Raw genomic sequence first — 19,022 nt, 5'->3', positions numbered from 1 at the left:
TAAGGGAGGCGATCGTATTCCACCCAAAAACCAAAGTGCGGAACGAAAGAAGCAAATGATGGACGCTGCTTTAGTGCGTTTTGCAACGAGCGGCTACCATTCCACTAAAATATCCGATATCGTCGCCGATCTTGGCGTTGCGCAAGGAACCTTCTACTGGTACTTCAGCAGCAAGGAAGCGATAGCTATCGAGATTGTCCAGCAAGGGCGCGAGCAATTGCTTGAAGTCATTGGCCAAGGCTACCGCAAAGGTACAGGTACCGTGCAGGATATGGTGCTCGCATCAGAGGCGTTGCTTGCCGAGTTATTCCGGTTTGCGCAGAGCAATCGTTATTTGATGGGCATGCTGCTTGACGGGACGGCATTCAGCGAAACGGTGCGCCAAGAAATTGCTGATACCAGCGCAGCGATGGAGCAGGCATTTCTCCGCAATATCGAGCGGGCCATTGAACTTGGCATGCTGCCGGAGACGATCGATGCCAGGCTGAGAGCAGCTTTGCTTATGAGCTTGATTGAAGGTATCATCGCTAGATGGCTGTTCCAAAGGCAAGGAACGGACAACAATCCGCTTGCCGATTATCCGCTGGAAAAATTAGCGGCCGAAACAGCGCGATTTGAATTTTTCGGATTGCTGGGCATTTAAGAAAATAGATGCAACGAAACACGGACACATTATTAGAGAGACAATTATAAGGAGAGAGACAACATGACATCTAACAAAAAACGATTTTTTCCAATCGCAGCGGCGATTCTGGTATTGGCACTGGTTCTTGGTGCATGCGGTGCGAACAATACGAATAAAGGCTCCAATAGCCCTACACCTTCCGCAGGGACTTCAAATTTGCTGGATCAAGTGAAGGAGTCGGGTGTACTCAAGGTTGGTCTGATGGGCACTTACGCGCCTTACAACTTCACGAATGAAAAGAATGAGATTGACGGCTTCGATGCAGATATTGCGAAAGAAGTAGCAAAACGTCTTGGTGTAAAAGTGGAATTTACGGCTCAAGATTTCTCCGGACTGATCAGCAGTCTGCAAGCGAAGAAGTTTGATGCGATCATCAGCCAAGTCACGATCACAGATGAACGCAAGAAGGTAATCGACTTTACCGAGCCATACATTACGAACGAAGTGAAAATTATTGTGCCGGAGAAAAACACGACGATTACGAAGCTGGAAGATTTTAAAGGTAAAAACATCGGCGTTGGTCTTGGCACCAATGATGAGACTTACCTGCGTGACGTTGCGATCCCGCAAGTCGGCAAGTTCACGATTAAAACGTATGATGATGTCATTACTTCGCTTCAAGATTTGAATGCTGGTCGGATCGACGCAACGATCAACAATATTCATGCCCTGAAACCGATCGTTGATAAAAACGGCTTTAAAATTAAAGCGGTAGGCGAAGCGATCAAAGCGGACAGCGCCGGTATTGCAGTACGCAAAGACAACCCGGAATTCCGCGATGCGCTGGACAAAGCGTTGAAGGATCTGAAGGCTGACGGCACCTACGATACGATTTTTGAAAAATGGTTCGGCGAAAAGCCAGCCGCGCAATAATAGAGCTTAAGCGTTAAGCGAGAAGGGATTCGGCCTGTTATGGAGCTTGTCTTTGAGAATTGGGAGTTATTGTTCAAAGGGGCCTACTATACGCTGTATATCGCCGTCATATCGATGTTCTTCGGTCTTTTTATCGGGGTTACGGTAGCCTTGGCCCGGTTGAAGGGCAATCGTCCTGTGCGCTGGGCGGCGCGTGTATACGTCTCTGTCATTCGCGGCACGCCAGCGCTTGTGCAGATCGTGATCGTCTATTACGGACTCGTCGATTATGGTATTACGTTAGGCCCGCTAACGGCGGCTTGTATTGCCCTAAGCATCAACATTGGAGCTTATTTGTCGGAAGCGATACGCGGTGCGATTCTCTCGATTCCAAAAGGGCAAACCGAAGCAGCGCTTGCTACGGGAATGACATCATGGCAGGCCATGTACAGAATTGTGCTTCCGCAAGCGGCCCGCGTTGCGATACCGCCGATGGGCAATACGTTTATCGGCATGCTGAAGGAGACGTCGCTAGTTTCTTTTATAGCCGTTCCGGAGCTCCTTCGTTCCGCTCAGCTTCTCATTGCCAGATACTATGTCAACATGCCTTTTTACATCGGCATTGCGATCATGTACTGGATTATGAGTACGGTGTTCTCGGCTATTCTTGAGGCTGTGGAAAAACGTCTGTCCAAAGCATACTGAGGTGACAACAAACGATGACGATGATCCAAACGAAAAAGCTGTCAAAGGCTTATCATGACAATGAGGTTCTCAAAAGCATTGATCTCGAAGTCCGTCAGGGTGAAATTGTCGTATTGCTAGGGCCAAGCGGTTCCGGCAAAAGTACGCTGCTTCGCTGCCTGAATGGCTTGGAGACATTGACTAAGGGTGCTGTTGAAATAAACGGCGTAAGGCTGGAAGCCGGCATGAAGAATCGTGCCTTCAAGACCAATCTGCTTCAAATCCGTAAGCAGACGGGCATGGTGTTCCAGCAATTTAACCTTTATCCGCATAAAACGGCGTTAGGCAACGTTATCGAATCCTTGCTTATCGTCAAAAAAATGCCGCGCACGCAAGCTGAGCAGCTCGGCATGAAAATGCTGGAGCGCGTCGGACTGGCGGACAAGCGGGATGCTTACCCGTCCAAGCTGTCCGGCGGCCAGCAGCAGCGTGTTGCTATCGCCAGAGCGCTGGCGATGGAGCCGGACATTCTGCTGTTTGATGAGCCGACCTCTGCGCTTGATCCTGAGCTGGTAGGCGAGGTGCTGGATGTGATGCGGATGCTCGCCAGAGATGAAGGAATGACGATGCTGGTCGTCACCCATGAGATGAGCTTCGCCCGCAACGTCGCGAACCGCGTTTTGTTCATGGACGAGGGCGTTATTGTGGAAGAGGGCGAGCCCGAATCCTTTTTCCGTCAGCCGAAGACAGAGCGGGCACAGCGTTTTCTCAATAAAATTAATCAGCATTAATACAGATTGTACAATCGCTGTACAACACTAACCTCACGAGAGAAAGCGGGATACAGATGAATGTAACGACTATATGGCATGGCAAACGAGCCTTTGAATCGACGGGGCCTTCCGGTTATCCGGTAGGGATGGATGCTACGGCAGCCTATGGCGGAGACGGCAAGGGCGCTACGCCGATGGAGCTGCTGCTTGCTGGCTTGGCAGGTTGTATCGGGATCGATGTCACGATGATTCTGGACGCGTTCCTTGGATCGATTCAGTCCATCGAGATCGAAGCTAACGGCACGCGCAAGGAAGAAATGCCGAAGAGCTTTACTCATATCGAGCTTGTATTTAAAGTAAACGGCGATTTGCCGGATTACCGGATTTGGAAAGCGATCGAGATGGGCAAGGAGAAATATTGCGCCGTATCCGAATCGTTAAAGGCGGATATCAGTTACCGTCTCATCCTGAACGGTGAAGAAGTCGTTCGCTAAGCTAATTCCCTATTCGAATAGATGTGCAAAAAAAGCCCGGAAAGCGATATTGCATCGCTTTCCGGGCTTTTCGTCTAGCTTATACCCACCACATTTCACCCAGCGGCTCTTTGATCAATACTTGCTGCAGGTTTGCAACGGCTTTCGAGAAGCCTTCGTCTACCGACATCAGGCCGTCTTCATGCTCGATGCTGACAACATAGTCGTAGCCCACAAGACGGAGCGCACTGATGATGTCTGCCCAAGTCTTGAGGTCATGGCCGAAGCCGACAGTACGGAACTGCCAAGCGCGGTCAAGCATAAGCGCGTAAGACTGCATGTCCGTTACGCCGTGACGGTTGACGTTGATCGGGTCGATTGTCGTATCCTTCGCGTGGAAGTGATGGATCGCACCTTCACGGCCAAGAATTTGAACCGCTTGTACCGGATCAATACCTTGCCACCACATGTGGCTAGGGTCAAGGTTCGCGCCGATTGCTTTGCCTGCTGCTTCGCGAAGGCGGAGCAGTGTGCCCGGGCTGTGGACTGAGAAGCCGCCGTGCAGCTCAAGGCCGATCTTCACGCCGCTGCCTTCAGCGATGCCGCCGATTTCAGACCAATATGGAATAACTTTTTGTTCCCATTGCCAAGTGAGAATTTCTTGGTAATCATTAGGCCATGGCGCTACCGGCCAGTTGGGATATTTAGCATCCTCATGGTCGCCAGGACAACCGGAGAACGTGTTGACAACCGGTACTTCAAGACGATTGGCAAGCTCGATTGTTTTGCGGATGACTGCGTCATCTGCAGAAGCCAGCGCTTTTTGCGGGTGCAAAGGGTTCGCGTGGCAGCTGAGTGCGCTGATAATGAGACCGCGTGAATCTACTGCTTGTTTAAACGCTTTCAACTTTCCTGCATCCGCGAGCAAAACGTCCGGATCACAGTGTGCGTTGCCTGGGTAACCGCCTGTTCCAAGTTCAACGGCTTCCAGTCCTTTGGCCGCGATATAGTCGAGCGCCTCCTCGAAAGGCTTTTGAGCAAACAATACTGCGAATACTCCCAATTTCATCTTTATTCGAACCTCCTCAATATAGTGGGTCAGTTAATATATTAGCCACTATCAGTATAGCATCCTGCTAACCGATACACCTAATTTTTAAGCAGAAAAGCCAATATCGCATAAGAAGTAAACAAATCGGAGAAAGCGAGTGAAGAGGGAGCAAAACTTTCAATTCCAGATTGTAATATATGGATGCGCGTGCTACTATATATTATTAGTTGTTATATTTTGGAATCTATGAATTTTGCAATTGGGAGAGTGAGAGAGTGCGAAGAAATATGCTTCGTGCGGTTGTCTTAGGTACGGCTGGAGCACTGTTGTTGGCAGGAACAGCATTTGCGGCGGGATCGGCCAGCTCAGGAGGGGCTTTTCAGCTAAGCGCTACAAAAGTTAACGGTGAAGTTTACATCAAAGCATCATCATTGACTAGCCAGCTTGGCGGAGCCGGGAGCTACAATGATTCAACCAAAACGTATGCTTATACGCCGGCGGATATTCCATCCGTTATCGAGAAGGCATCTCCATCGGTAGTCGCCATTATTGGCAACTATGACGGCGGAGGGGACAAGCGGTACGCTTTGCAGCACGGCACGGGCGTCATACTGAAAGCCGATGGCTGGATTTTGACGAATGCCCATGTCGTGAAGGATTTGAAGACCATTACGGTCGTAACCGCTGACGGCAAGAAATATAGCGGGAAACGGTCGAATATCGATGAAACCAGCGATCTGGCGCTGGTGAAAATCAATGCAACGAAGCTGCCGGTCGCCAAATTCGCTCCTCTGCCATTAAAGCTGCGGGTGGGTGAGAGCGTTATTGCAATCGGTACACCGGTATCGTTCACGCTAAGAAATTCAGCGACAACGGGTGTTCTCAGCGGCATGAACCGTTCCATCTCCTCGGCTTACCGGCTGCTGCAGACGGATGCGGCTATTAATCCGGGCAACAGCGGAGGACCGCTCGTTAATATGAAGGGCGAGATTATCGGCATCAATACGCTGAAGTTCGTAGACGAAGGCGTTGACAGCCTCGGCTTCTCCGTGCCGGCCGATACGGTAAAATACGTCACCGATCACTTTTTCAAGTACGGTTATGTAAAGCGGGCGTCGCTTGGATTCGAGCTGGAGGAAAGCTGGGAGGCGATTGTAGGCCTGCCAACCTCGGAGCCGCTCACCGTTACTTCGGTAAAATCCGAATCGGCACGTAAACTCGGTATTCAGACTGGGGATGTGCTTTACTCCGTAGCTGGCAAGCAAATTTCATCGATCGTGGAGCTAAATGAGCTGCTGAAGTCCTATTTGCCGGGGCAGCAGGTGAGCATCATGCTGATGATCGACGGCGATCTTGTTACGCGTCAGATTACGCTAGCCGCTTCGGATGCGAAATAGCATTATGAATATGAAATAGAAGAGGAGAATTGAAAACGATATGGCGGTTAAAATGAAACGTTCTTTCCTTATGCTGCTGGCTGTTCTAGTTGTAGCCGGCCTGCTGCCTGGAGCCGTATTTGCAGCAAATGAATCAGCGGCGGTGGAGGTTCGATTTAAAATCGGGAGCGCTGCTGTTAACATCAACGGTGAAAGCCTGAAAGTACAAGCCCCTTACGAAGCGAACGGAACGACCATGGTTCCGCTCAGCGTCATTACGAAAGCATTTGGCGCCTCTTTGCAATTGCAGGACAACAAGATTATTACACTGACCTATAACGACAAGAAGGTCGTTGTGACGATCGGCAGTAAAACCGTGAAAGTAAACAACGTCTCCAAGACGGTAACGGTTGCACCCGTCATCGTTAAAAATACGACGATGGTGCCGGTACGTGTAATTGTAGAAGCGTTTGGCGCGACGATTGGCAAAGATACCGCAACGAAGGAAATCGTTATTAAGGGTAATCGCGCGAATAGCACAGGCGGAGGAAACAGCATCGACACCGACTATGGCAAGACGAAAGTTGGCGACAGCTATCTGGGCTGGTCGATGAACTACCCGTCGGGTCTGGTGCTGGCAAATCAAAGTGATGATGGAGCGATCGTCTTTTGGGCAGATGCGAAAAGCAGCAGCCATGTTGTCGTGGCTACGATTAAAAATGTCGGAGAGCTGACAAGTGAAGAGGTTCGCAAAGAAATACAAGCATGGTTTGATACCGACGAAGTAACATTGGATAAACGTACGTTAACGGTCGGGGGCTACAACGTTGAAAAAATCGTGACGCGTACAAAGGAGCGGGAACAGCTATTCGAATACCGGGGTATTCTGAAGGGTGAAGATTTGTACCTGGTCATTGTCGGTACTGCAGGCAAGGAACGTGCAGTGCTGGATTCGTATCAAACGCTACTGAACAGTTTTAAGCCTAGCTTTGACAAGTCCGACAAGCAATTGAAGGATATTACGAAAGTTGTAAATGGCCTTATTGAGTTCCATGATAAAGATTACGGCTTGAAAGTGAAGCTGCCGTCGGGCTGGTATCGCGACACAGATTCTACGAATCCTTTCTTCTTCAGTAAGGATAGCTTGTTCCAATTAGAGATCACATCTCTCACTGAAGGGGATACGGCGGAAAAATGGCTGCAGCGCAGACAGGCTATTCTAAAAGAGGATTTTCTGCCAAGCTATTTGCGCAATGAGAAGGTTTCGGAAATAACGCTTAAAAATGGAAAGGCGCTTGTTCTGTCTAATGAGTTTACTTACGATCAGAAGACGTGGCACCGGTCAAATGAAGTGTTCCTTATTGTAGGCAACTACCGCTATGCGCTAGATTTCAATTATGATGTGAAGCTGGGCTCGGAAGGCGAGGCGTTGTTCCAGAAGACGATGGCTAGCGTTGAATTGGATACAGCATTCGTAGAAAGAGAGTTTGGCCTGATTGAAGATGAGAATGATACAGCTATTCGTACGAAGAAGCTAACGAAAAAAAGCAATACGTATAAATATTCCATTGAGCTTCCAGCGTTTTGGAACGGTAGCGCAACCGATTTTGAATCTGACGAGTTTCTCTACTACGATAGATTCGGCAGCTTTGGAGGTTATATCTATGAAGATGACACTGTGCTTAATGTATCGAGCAGTATCATCAAGGATATCAGAGGAGACAAGCGGAATACGATTACCAGTTCTTCCTCAACGACTATTGGTGGCAAATCGGCAGAAAAAATAGTTTTTAAATACTTAGACAACAGCAATGTTCCGTCCACCGACTACGTGTATTTCGTCGAGCATAACGGCAACGTGCTGCTGCTCGTATATTCCATTACAGATGCGAATGCGACAACAACGGCGCTTGGCCGTTTGGATGCTGTCATTCAGTCTATCAAATTTTCATAGCACATTTTGAAGTCTTTCCCAGCCGGTTCCTTGATGGAGCCGGCTTTTTTCTGCCGAGTATTCAGGCTCTGCCAGTATTGGGTGGTGGCATATGCGGCGGCGGTTTGTTACACTAGCAATAGTAGTTTTACTATTGGAGGAATGAAATTCGAATGAATATGAATATACAACGAGGAGATATCGAGCTGCTGGCTCCTGCTGGCGACTGGGATTGTATGCGCGCCGCTGTTGCCAACGGAGCGGATGCAGTTTTTTTTGGTGTGGAGAAGTTCAATGCGCGCGCTCGGGCCAACAATTTCCGCAGCGAGGAGCTGCCGGAAATTATGGCGTTTCTTCATAGCTATGGGGTACAGGGTTTTCTGACGTTCAACATTCTCGTCTTTGAGGATGAGCTGCGGGATGCCAAGCTGTTGATCGAAATGTGCATTAATGCAGGTGTTGACGCGGTAATCGTACAGGATTTGGGCTTGGTGAAGCTTATTCGTGAGCTGTCGCCAGATTTCCCGATTCATGGCTCTACCCAGATGACAATAACTTCGCCGGAGGCGGTCGAATTTACGAAGCCTTTCGGACTGGAGCGGGTTGTGCTGGGCCGTGAGAATAACCTGAAGCAAATTAAGAAAATCGGCGAGCAGGCGAAATTGCCGATGGAAGTCTTTGTTCACGGCGCGTTATGCGTATCCTATTCGGGTCAATGTCTCACGTCAGAAATGTGGGGCGGACGTTCGGCCAACCGCGGCGAATGTGCGCAAGCCTGCCGCTTGCCATACGATCTGATGGTGGACGGCGAGCATAAGCCAATGGGCGATGTGGCGTATCTGCTGTCGCCGAAGGATCTGGCAGCGATTGATCTTGTGCCGGAACTCATTGAAGCGGGAGTCGTTTCGTTCAAAATCGAAGGCCGGCTCAAAAGTCCGGAGTACGTTGCGAACGTGGTTAGCAAATACCGCAAGGCGATCGACCGTTACTTCGATGGCGACCGTACTGCTCCTTCGAAAGAAGAAGTACGCGAGCTGCAGCAAAGCTTCTCCCGCGGCTTTACGCATGGCTTCCTGGACGGCACCAACAATAAAATGCTCGTGGAAGGCACGTTCCCGAAAAGCCGCGGCGTCTACATTGGCCGTGTTGAACGTATTCTTCGCGACGCGGTGACGGTTCGTCTGGACGCACCGTTGAAGCGCGGCGATGGTATCGTATTCGATGCCGGCGATCCGACGAAGAAGGAAGAAGGCGGGCGCGTATACGATTTGCGCCGCCAAGGCGTGAAGATCGAAGGCGAAGCGCAGGAAGGAACATTGCTGGAATTGGTTCCTGGCCGTAATGACGTCGATCTGCGGAAGGTTCATGTCGGCGATCGTGTATGGAAGACGAATGACCCTGCGCTTGATAAACGTCTGCGTGCAAGCTATGAGACGGAGAAGCCTTATCGCGTATTCCCGCTTCATGTAAAAGTAGAAGGCGTACTGGGCCAGCCGCTTCGTACTTGGTGGACCGACGTGCAGAAGGGTAACACAGTTGAAATTGCTTCCGAGCTGTTGTTGGAGCAAGCGAACAAGCGTCCGATGGATGCAGCATTACTGGAGGATCAGCTAGGCCGTTTAGGCGGAACGCTATATCAATTGGATCAGCTTGAAATTGCGCTGGAAGGTGATCTGATCGTACCGGTGCGTGAATTGAACCGGATGCGCCGCGAAGCGGTAGAGCAATTGACAGGCGAGCGTCCAAAGCCGCCGATCTACGTGAAGACGATGATTGATCCGCTCGACGATGCCCCGGCCACTGACGAAGGACCAGCGAACAAAACGGTTACTGCACCCGTATTGACAGCTTTATGCCGCAACTTGGAGCAAGTAGAGGCAGCACTACAGACTGACGTCGAGATGATCTATGCTGATTTCGAATTCATCAAGCAATTCCCTGCAGCAATTGAGGCGGCAAGAAAAGCCGGCAAACCGATCGCGCTGGCTACGCCGCGTATTCATATGCCTGGGGAGAATGGCTATCACGCCAACATCTTGAAGCTTCAGCCGGATGCAGTGCTCGTGCGTAACACAGGTGCTTTATACTATTATCTGCGCGCGCGGGCTGAAAATCCTGATAAGCCGTTTCCGCGGCTGATTGGCGATTTCTCGCTCAACGTAGCCAATCATATGGCGGTTCGCCTGTTTAAAGAAGCGGGCCTCGATATGATTACACCGTCTTACGACTTGAATATTCAGCAAATGGTCGATATGCTGACGCATTCGGATACATCCTCGCTGGAGATCGTTATTCAGCAGCATATGCCGATGTTCCATACGGAGCATTGCGTTTACTGTACGTTCATGAGCGAGGGCACCGACTTCACGAACTGCGGACGTCCGTGCGAGGATCACCGGGCATCGCTGCAGGACCGGATCGGCATGTCTCACCCGGTACGGGTTGACGAAGGCTGCCGCAATACGGTCTATAATGCGATTGAACAATCAGGCGCGGAATATATCCGTAACTTCATGGAGCTTGGCGTACCTTCCTATCGCGTCGAGTTTCTGGAGGAGACACCGGATAAAGTCCGCGAGGTACTTGCACTTTACCGCGATGCGCTTGACGGCCGGATTACCGGAACGAAAGTATGGAAAACATTGAAGGCGACCAATCAGCTTGGCGTTACACGCGGGCAGTTGGTTAAATAATAATAGCAACAGCAGAGCCGGAAACGCCGATTGGCGGTTTCGGTTCTTTTTTATTTTCTGGAAAATGCAACCTTATTAGGAGGTCAACGCATCCATAGGTTATAGAGAGGTGAGGGGATGGGCGCGGAGCAAGAGATGATCGACCGGTTGAGAAGCGGAGACGAATCCGCGCTGCGTCAACTGATGGAGAGGTATGGCAATGAGGTGCTTCGAACCGCTGTGCTGCTGCTGAGAGATCGTCATCTAGCGGAGGATGTAAGTCAGGACGTCTTTATAGACGTTTACCGGAAAATAAATCAATTGAAGGCTGATCGAAGCCTTCGGGCCTGGCTGATCGCGATGACGGTCAATCGCTGCCGGGAACGAATGAGGCGTGCCTCTTGGAAACGTTTGTTGTTCCGGGAACGGCTGGAGGAAGAAGCAGGTGCCGCGATTGGCCCAGGCTCGGAAGGCTGGGCGGTGTCGGCCACTATACAAAGTATAATAATGGCGCTGCCTTTACGGTATAGGGAAGTTATCGTACTGCACTATTATCAGGATATGGCGATAGCAGATATCGCCGAAACGCTTGATGAACCGGAAGGGACGATAAAGAGCAAGCTTCAGCGCGGCCGTAAGCTGCTAAAGACTAGCTTGGTGGAAGGGGGATGGCGGGATGAGGCGTTATTTGAAGGACAATCAAATTCGTAAAGCGCTGAATGACGAGATGGATGATGTTCGGCTCAGCGAGGCACAGATGGAGAGGGTACTGAAACATGCAAAGCATATGCCTTGGTGGGAGATTGAGCTGCGTATTCCGTGGTCAGCTGCCGCTGCGGCATTATTGTTGATAGCAGCCATTCCCATAGCCGTCTGGCTGCACTTGGACCAGGTCGAGGGAGAACCATCTATACTCGCGCAGCAGGAAACGAAACAAGATTCGCTTATTGCCATGGGAGGCGGCCTTTATTTGGAATCCGAGCTGCTGGAAGGGTGGAGTGACTCGGATGATTAAAGTGAAGGTGAAGACGTTGCTTGGGCTGACGGTATTACTCATTGCGGGTGGCATTATAGGCTATTGGTCGCTGCCGTCGATTCTGTACGACAACAAGAAATACGATGCGCTGCTGAAGCTGTTCCCCAACGATTCGCGGGCGGAGATGGCACTCTATTTTTCAGCGGGCGATGCATTCGATATTCAGCAAGGTGATTATCGGATTTTTATTTATCCCGGGGGCAGCAGCTATTCTGGGGGAAGGAGCAATTCGACTGCTGATCAAATGGCCTATGCAACCCGGCAGCTGGAGAGACTCAATCGTGATTATGGAGCATCGCCTTATATTTACCGGATAAAATCCTCATTGGCGAAAATATATATGTGGAACATGGAATGGGACAAAGCGGAGGGCATGTTCAGAGAACTCAAAGAAATGAACGGCAGGGAGACTTTTCAACATCTTGCCAAAGAAACGGATGATTTTCTCAAGGTTCTGGCAAGCCGGCATGCCGATCCTGTCCGACAGCCTTTGCTGACGGGTAAAGTGACAGTTGGAGACAAGCCGGCCAAAGATGTCTACGTCGTTCTGCATCCGAAAGACAATAACGGATGGCATTCGCCTCCTTTCGGTTATTATCCGATCGCATTAACGGACAACGAGGGGGGGTACCGCTTTTACGACACGAGTGGAATTCAGGGGGATTATGAGGTAGGCGTAGGCGTTACGCCTGAGCAGGTGAACGGCAGTTATTTGGGCGATCCACAAATACGTTATGTCTCGTTGAAGGAAGGGGCAACTGAAGTCTATGATCTTACCTTCGCTCCGCAGGTACAAGTTGTTTCTCCTACTAATAAAGAAGTAATTAAGGGCGACCGGCTGGACTTTACTTGGGAGGCATATCCGGGAGCGAGCTATTACGAGCTGTCGATTACAGACTTCATGCGGGATGAGAAGGGGAAAATAATCGGCTCCACAGGTACGACTTTAGATGGCCGATGGAAAGAGACAAATGCTGTCTACTCGGTAGAAGCTCTTCGGCAGCAGCCGCACGGGTACGGCAAATCCGGAGGGGGAAAGGACCAGAAAACAGCTATTGGCAATAGCGGCATATTAGGCGCGGTTTATCCCGGCGGAGACTTTATATGGTCGGTGCAGGCATACGATGCGGGTGGAAAGCTGCTCAGCAGCTCAAGCGGATATAATACGCTTCTAGACGGCATTCAGCCTTTCTTCAGCTTGGATTCGAGAGGGATACTGGCAGGGGACCGCTTCGTTATGAAAGGGGATTATGAGAGCGCGATTCGTTCTTATGAGGCAGAAAAAGACTCAGATTACGCGCTGCGTGCGCTTGCGTCCATGGCTATGAATGGTGTAACGATGGAAGATAACGGAGATGTCGCCAAAGGTCTAACTTACTTGAAGCGGATTGCCAAGCCTAGCCGCTATGATCAGGACAAGATTAGGAGCGCGGAGGAAATACTGGATAAAAGACTTGCCCAGCCGTAATCGTTTGACAGCCGGCACAAGCCTGTCATAGCATAGAAGTAATGACGGGATAAGCGAGGTAAGCGGCAATGAACGGAACGGAAGCATGGTACGGGAGCTGGCGGCATGTGTTCAAGCTTGATCCCGAGAAAGATATATCCGATGAGGCGCTGGAAGCCGTCTGTATGTCAGGCACGGATGCTATTATTGTAGGCGGCTCTACCGGCGTAACGTTTGAGAATACGGTTGATCTGATGGCGCGTATTCGCCGGTTTGAAGTCGACTGTGCGCTTGAAGTATCGACGATGGACGGCGCGGTGCCCGGCTTCGACGGTTATTTTGTACCGATTGTACTGAATACGGACCGGGCGGAGTGGATCAATGGCGCTCAGACGAAAGGGCTGCAAGAATACGGTTCTTTTGTTCCCTGGGAGGAGACCGCGGCCCAAGGCTATATTATTCTGAACGAAGATGCGGCAGCAGCTCGCATTACCGGAGCTCGCACAGGGCTGGACGAGGATGAAGTAGCTGCTCATGTAATGATGGCCGACAGGCTGATGCGGCTGCCGGTCGTCTATATCGAATACAGCGGCACATTCGGTGATATGTCGCTGCTCCGCACAGTCCGGGAGACTGCGCAAGGCGGTGCTCGCGTTTTTTACGGGGGCGGTATTGACAATGCCGACAAGGCCCGGCAAGCGGCAGAATTTGCACATACAGTAGTCGTGGGTAATGTCGTTTATGAGAACTTGGCGTCGGCATTGTCTACCGTAGTGGCTGTTCATAGCCGGGCATAGTATTTTGTACAGCAGCGGCAGACGGGAAAAAGCTATTCTGAGAGACGGGCCGACCGTCGATGGAATAGCTTTCTTTTTTGCCCTTGAGCTGGAGACAATAGGAATGGTCTCTATTCCCTCCATCCATCGTTCCCATTATTTTTTACAGCTTTCAAATTGACACTTTGCAGGGCGTTGTCTACACTGGAAGTTAGGCGAACAAATGCGAACAAAGGAGTTATTTCATGTATAATCCGATCAGTATCGAGCAGGCGGTGCAGAAGCTTAATCCCCCGCAAAGGGATGCCGTGCAGGCGACCGACGGTCCCCTATTGATTATGGCTGGAGCGGGAAGCGGCAAGACGCGTGTGCTGACGCACCGCATCGCATATTTAATCGAGAAGAAGCGGGTCGCTCCTTGGAGCATCCTTGCAATTACATTTACCAATAAAGCGGCACGGGAGATGCAGTCACGCGTTGCGACACTCGTCGGTCCATCCGGGCAAGACATCTGGGTGTCCACGTTTCACTCCATGTGCGTCCGTATTTTGCGCAAAGACATTAGCCGAATCGGCTTTACATCCAATTTTTCAATCCTGGATTCGGCAGATCAGCTTTCGGTTATCCGCAATTGTATGAAGGATTTGAACATTGATACGAAGAAGTTTGAACCAAAGTCGGTACAGGCTGCGATGGGCGGAGCGAAAAACGAGCTGTTGACACCTGAACGGTATGAACAGAAGACCGGCGATTATTTTACCGACATTGTGTCCAAAGTATATAAAATGTACCAAAAACGGCTGAAAGCAAACAACTCGCTCGATTTCGACGATTTGATCATGACGACGATCGAGCTGTTTAAGGAAATGCCGGAAGTGCTGGAGTTTTATCAGAACAAATTCCGTTATATTCACGTCGACGAGTATCAGGATACCAACCGGGCGCAGTACATGCTCTGCCGGATGCTGGCCGATAAGCACCACAATATTTGCGTCGTAGGCGACAGTGACCAATCGATTTATCGTTGGCGGGGAGCCGACATTACGAATATTTTGAATTTCGAAGGCGATTATCCTGAAGCGCGGACGATCATGCTGGAGCAAAACTATCGTTCAACGGCCAACATTTTGGATGCGGCTAACGCGGTAATTAAGTTGAATACCGGCCGGAAAGAGAAGAAGCTGTGGACGGATCAAGGTGCTGGCGACATGATTAGCCTCTACCAAGCGGATTCGGAGCATGATGAAGGTTATTTCGTCACCGGCGAGATTCGTAAGAATGTGAACAATGGCAGCCGGAAGTATGAAGACCATGCGATTTTGTATCGCACAAATGCGCAGTCCCGGGTAATCGAGGAAATTTTGATCAAGTCGGATATCCCGTATCAAATCGTGGGCGGCATCAAGTTCTACGATCGTAAAGAGATTAAGGATCTGCTCGCTTATTTGCGTCTGATCTCTAACCCGGATGATGATATTAGCCTGCTGCGTATCATTAACGTTCCGAAGCGGGGTATCGGCGATACGACAATGGGCAAAATTGCAGAGGAAGCCGTTCGAAGCGGTACGTCGATGTTTGGCGTTCTTGGCAATCTGCAAGGACTGGACATTAATGCAAGGACGCAAGCACTCCTTATGGAGTTCCGCGATATGATTGATAATCTTACGCAGATGGTCGACTATTTGTCGGTTACCGAGCTGACGGAGAAAATATTGGAAATGTCGCAGTACCGAATCGAGCTGCAGCGGGAGAAGACGCTGGAGTCGACTGCCAGACTGGAGAACATTGACGAGTTTCTGTCGGTAACACTGGATTTCGAGAAGCGGAACGATGATAAGACGCTCGTAGCTTTTCTAACGGATCTTGCGTTGATCGCAGATATTGATTCAATGGACAAAGCCGACGAGGAAGGAAAAGCGCAAGCGAAGGATTCTGTTGTTCTGATGACGATGCATAGTGCCAAAGGTTTGGAATTTCCGGTTGTCTTTATCATAGGTATGGAGGAGAGCGTCTTCCCTCATAGCCGTGCATTGAATGATAATGAAGAGCTGGAGGAAGAACGGCGTCTTGCTTACGTTGGGATTACGAGGGCAGAGAAGCAGCTTTACTTGACCTGCGCTAGAATGCGGACGTTGTTTGGACGGACGAATCAGAATTTGCCTTCGAGATTTTTGCAGGAGCTGCCGGATCATGTGAAGACCGGCGTATCGCCTGCCGGTACGATTGGCCGTTCTGGCAGTTTTGGCGGCGGCGGTTTCGGTTCTGGCTCAAGTCGGAGCAGCTTTGGCAGCGGAAGCGGATCTTCAGCGGCTGGGCGGCAGCCTGCATTTGGTTCGCCAGGCGCGGGAGGACGTTCGCTTGGGGTATCAGGCAGCGGAGCAGGTGTGCGTATTAGCTCTCCGCTTGATGCAGCGGCTAAAGCGGCAACCTCAGGCGGAAGTGCAGGCGCTGATGCAGGGGGCGCGAAATCATTCGCGGCTGGCGATAAGGTCGCCCATGGCAAATGGGGCGAAGGCACGATTGTCTCAGTTAAAGGTACAGGCAATGATATGGAGCTGCAAATTGCTTTCCCAGCTCCGGTTGGCGTCAAGCGGCTGCTCGCAAGCTTTGCGCCTATTACGAAAGTTTAACAATTAATGGACTTGGCGAAGGGATGGGAGCTATCGGTGGATGCTCATGTAGAAGGAACGGTTCCGCTTGCTACGGATACGCAGCTTGCCCGAATGAGGCAGCTTGCTGCGGAGATTGCCGCGCATAACTATCAATACTATACGCTTGATCAGCCGTCGATCAGCGACGTCGATTATGACAAGCTGTATGACGAGCTTGTTCGGCTGGAGACGGAGAGCGGAACGGTGCTGCCGGAGTCGCCGACGCTTCGTGTTGGCGGCGAGCTGCTCAAAGGGTTTGAGCAGCACCGACACCGCGCGCGGCTGTGGAGTCTCGATAAGGCGCAGGATGCAGAGGACCTGCTCGCATGGAATCAGCGTGTGCTGAAAGGAATTGCCGATTACAACGCCAAGCATCCGGAAGAAGAGCCGCTGCCTGCGCCGAGCTATGCCATTGAACTGAAGTTCGATGGTCTCACGCTTAACCTAACCTATGAGAACGGTGCGCTTGTTCAGGCTTCAACCCGCGGGAACGGTACGGTTGGCGAAGGGATTCTCGCTCAGGTACGCACAATCCGCTCAGTTCCGCTGCATATTCCATATACGGGCGGTGTGATTGAAGTTCAGGGCGAAGGCATTATGAACTTATCCGTTCTTAGCCGCTACAATGAGACAGCCGCGGATCCGCTCAAAAATGCACGGAACGCTGCGGCAGGAGCGCTTAGGAACTTGAATCCTAAGGTGACGGCAGAGCGGAAGCTTAGCGCTTACTTCTATAATGTAGGCTATGCGGAGGGCATATCGTTTGCAGATCATCAGGAAATGCAGCAGTTTTTGCGCGACAACTTGTTTAAAGTAAATCCGTATACGGCATACTTCGATACGATTGAAGAGGTGCAGCTGGAGCTTGCACAAATTGCGGAGCGCCGTCTGGATCTGGATTATCTTATCGACGGTGCTGTCGTTAAGCTTACAGATATGCGTACCCGGGAAGCTCTCGGCTATACCGATAAATTCCCGCGCTGGGCAGTTGCCTTCAAATTTGAAGCGGAAGAGACGACGACGGTTCTAGAGTCCGTTTCATGGGAAGTGGGCCGTACGGGTAAAATCACGCCTGTCGCACGGGTTGAAGCTGTAGAGCTGGCAGGCGTGACGGTTCAAAACTGTACGCTCAACAATATCGGAGATATTGAGCGAAAAAACTTGAAGCATGCTCTGGGCACGCTTGTTGCGATCCGCCGCTCGAATGATGTTATCCCGGAAATTTTGGGCAAGGCGGATGACGAGCCGGGCCAAGAGATTATTTTTCCGGAGCAATGCCCGGCATGCGGAACTGTTCTGGAGCAGCGGGGCGCCCATTTGTTCTGCAACAATAAGCTTGGCTGCCGCCCGCAGATGATTGGGCGTATCACGCATTTCGCTTCGCGGGATGCGATGGATATCGAGGCGTTCAGCATTATGACGGCGGAACAGCTCTATGCGGACACTGACGTACGCGATCCTGCCGACCTTTACGCGCTGACATATGATGATTTGATTAAGCTGGACCGTTTCGGCGAGAAGAAGGCGAATAAGCTGCTCGAAGCGATCGAAAAATCCAAAGATCGTGATCTTGCCGCATTTTTATTCGCGCTAGGCATTCCGAATACAGGCAAAGCAACGACCAAAATGCTGGCCGACCATTATGGCAGCCTGGATGCTATTATGTCGGCTTCGGCTGAGGAGCTTGTCGGCCTGCCCGATATCGGCGGCATTGTAGCGGATAGTATCGTTAACTTCTTTGCCGATCCTATTATGGCCGGAAGCATTTCGCGGATGCGGGCGCTCGGTGTTAAAGCAGAAGCGGAGCAAGCACCAGCGGTTCGTGTGGATAGTATTTTCACCGGTAAGACAGTTGTGCTTACTGGCACTCTGCCAACTTTGTCCCGTGATGAGGCGGCAAAGAAGCTGGAGGCTTGCGGCGCGAAGGTGTCGGGAAGCGTATCGAAAAAAACCGACTTTGTCATTGCCGGGGAAAGCGCCGGCAGTAAGCTGACGAAAGCGCGTGACCTTGGCATTACCGTCATTGACGATGAAGCGGAGCTGCTTCGTTTGCTAGGCGAAGGATAAACAATACCGTATGTATGGAGCAGAAGAGCCAATTCCTTTTGAGGGGATTGGCTCTTCTGTTGTACCTTAATACATTTTCGTCTCTAATAACCAGTCTCTTTTTAATCAGTGTTAAGAGGTGACATAGTATTGGTAGCAGCGATGCAGTGCGGGGGATGCTGGCGGCAGCTGCGTAGTAGTACTGATATATAGAAGAAGAGGATTGCAGATACTCTATTTGCAGCCATGTTGTTTCAAAGAATGTTAGGGGTTCTCGTGAGTCAATTATATGCTGTTCCTTCATTACTCGAATGCTGCAGAAAAATGTTAAAAAATACATGTTGTAATTTGTAGACGGCCATGGTATATTATTTCTTGTCGCTTCTGAGACATGCCATCAACTGAAAGAAACACAGGACATTAAAAAAGAATGTGAAACAAACGGTTGACAAGCTTCGAAGAAGCTGGTAACATAACAACTTGTCACGACAAAACGTGACGACAAGTTCTTTGAAAACTGAACAAATGGATCACGTCGAATCCAAACAATGTTTTAAATAGCTAGTT

At 50.5% G+C, this 19,022-nt stretch carries 15 protein-coding genes; 14 read left to right on the top strand and 1 reads right to left on the bottom strand.

The genetic code is table 11. The annotated features are described in order from the left end of the window. The first annotated feature begins 55 nt into the window (after positions 1-55). From TY10_RS25145 to TY10_RS25125, 5 genes are all read left to right on the top strand, one after another. Entirely contained in the window at positions 56-643 is a 588-nt protein-coding gene (locus tag TY10_RS25145) for a TetR/AcrR family transcriptional regulator (protein ID WP_238328009.1), read from the top strand. Positions 644-706: 63 nt separating this feature from the next. Further along, entirely contained in the window at positions 707-1,558 is an 852-nt protein-coding gene (locus tag TY10_RS25140; protein WP_042169954.1) for a substrate-binding periplasmic protein, read from the top strand. Between the two features lie 39 nt (positions 1,559-1,597). Beyond that, positions 1,598-2,242 (top strand): amino acid ABC transporter permease, encoded by a 645-nt coding sequence (locus TY10_RS25135; protein WP_042169952.1) that lies wholly within the window; start codon positions 1,598-1,600, stop codon positions 2,240-2,242. Positions 2,243-2,262: 20 nt separating this feature from the next. Next, the gene (locus TY10_RS25130; protein WP_042170012.1) at positions 2,263-3,012 is read left to right on the top strand and encodes an amino acid ABC transporter ATP-binding protein; all 750 of its coding nucleotides are present in this window, start codon (positions 2,263-2,265) and stop codon (positions 3,010-3,012) included. 56 nt (positions 3,013-3,068) lie between these two features. Next, the gene (locus tag TY10_RS25125; protein WP_042169950.1) at positions 3,069-3,488 is read left to right on the top strand and encodes an OsmC family protein; all 420 of its coding nucleotides are present in this window, start codon (positions 3,069-3,071) and stop codon (positions 3,486-3,488) included. Positions 3,489-3,567: 79 nt separating this feature from the next. On the opposite strand, the gene TY10_RS25120 is transcribed toward TY10_RS25125, so the two are convergent. After that, positions 3,568-4,536 (bottom strand): sugar phosphate isomerase/epimerase family protein, encoded by a 969-nt coding sequence (locus TY10_RS25120; protein ID WP_042169948.1) that lies wholly within the window; start codon positions 4,534-4,536, stop codon positions 3,568-3,570. Positions 4,537-4,793: 257 nt separating this feature from the next. Between TY10_RS25120 and TY10_RS25115 the strand changes: the two genes are divergently transcribed. From TY10_RS25115 to ligA, 9 genes are all read left to right on the top strand, one after another. Further along, the gene (locus tag TY10_RS25115; RefSeq protein ID WP_042169947.1) at positions 4,794-5,915 is read left to right on the top strand and encodes a S1C family serine protease; all 1,122 of its coding nucleotides are present in this window, start codon (positions 4,794-4,796) and stop codon (positions 5,913-5,915) included. Between the two features lie 40 nt (positions 5,916-5,955). Then, positions 5,956-7,848, top strand: coding sequence for a copper amine oxidase N-terminal domain-containing protein (locus TY10_RS25110; RefSeq protein ID WP_042169942.1), 1,893 nt, complete (start codon positions 5,956-5,958; stop codon positions 7,846-7,848). A 152-nt stretch (positions 7,849-8,000) separates the two neighbouring features. Continuing rightward, positions 8,001-10,520 carry a U32 family peptidase gene (locus TY10_RS25105; RefSeq protein ID WP_042169940.1) on the top strand — a complete coding sequence of 840 codons (2,520 nt, stop codon included), beginning with the start codon at positions 8,001-8,003 and terminating at the stop codon, positions 10,518-10,520. A gap of 117 nt (positions 10,521-10,637) precedes the next feature. Then, a complete protein-coding gene (locus TY10_RS25100) occupies positions 10,638-11,210 on the top strand; it encodes an RNA polymerase sigma factor (protein ID WP_042169937.1) in 573 nt (190 codons plus the stop codon). Then, complete coding sequence (locus TY10_RS25095; protein WP_042169933.1) at positions 11,176-11,514, top strand: hypothetical protein; 339 nt, start codon at positions 11,176-11,178, stop codon at positions 11,512-11,514. The genes TY10_RS25100 and TY10_RS25095 overlap by 35 nt, the downstream gene beginning before the upstream one ends. Continuing rightward, entirely contained in the window at positions 11,507-13,003 is a 1,497-nt protein-coding gene (locus TY10_RS25090; protein WP_042169930.1) for a hypothetical protein, read from the top strand. The genes TY10_RS25095 and TY10_RS25090 overlap by 8 nt, the downstream gene beginning before the upstream one ends. 68 nt (positions 13,004-13,071) lie before the next feature. Next, on the top strand, positions 13,072-13,779 hold the full coding sequence (gene pcrB, locus TY10_RS25085; RefSeq protein ID WP_042169927.1) for a heptaprenylglyceryl phosphate synthase: 708 nt from the start codon (positions 13,072-13,074) through the stop codon (positions 13,777-13,779). Positions 13,780-14,003: 224 nt separating this feature from the next. Further along, entirely contained in the window at positions 14,004-16,388 is a 2,385-nt protein-coding gene (gene pcrA / locus TY10_RS25080) for a DNA helicase PcrA (protein WP_042169924.1), read from the top strand. Positions 16,389-16,481: 93 nt separating this feature from the next. Then, positions 16,482-18,476 (top strand): NAD-dependent DNA ligase LigA, encoded by a 1,995-nt coding sequence (ligA, locus tag TY10_RS25075; RefSeq protein ID WP_042170010.1) that lies wholly within the window; start codon positions 16,482-16,484, stop codon positions 18,474-18,476. The last annotated feature ends 546 nt before the right edge of the window (positions 18,477-19,022 follow it).

It is taken from the genome of Paenibacillus gorillae (assembly GCF_000513275.1).
Lineage (GTDB): Bacteria > Bacillota > Bacilli > Paenibacillales > Paenibacillaceae > Pristimantibacillus > Pristimantibacillus gorillae.
Note: the sequence above shows the minus strand (reverse complement) of the source record. Positions and strands in the feature narration are given on the sequence as shown.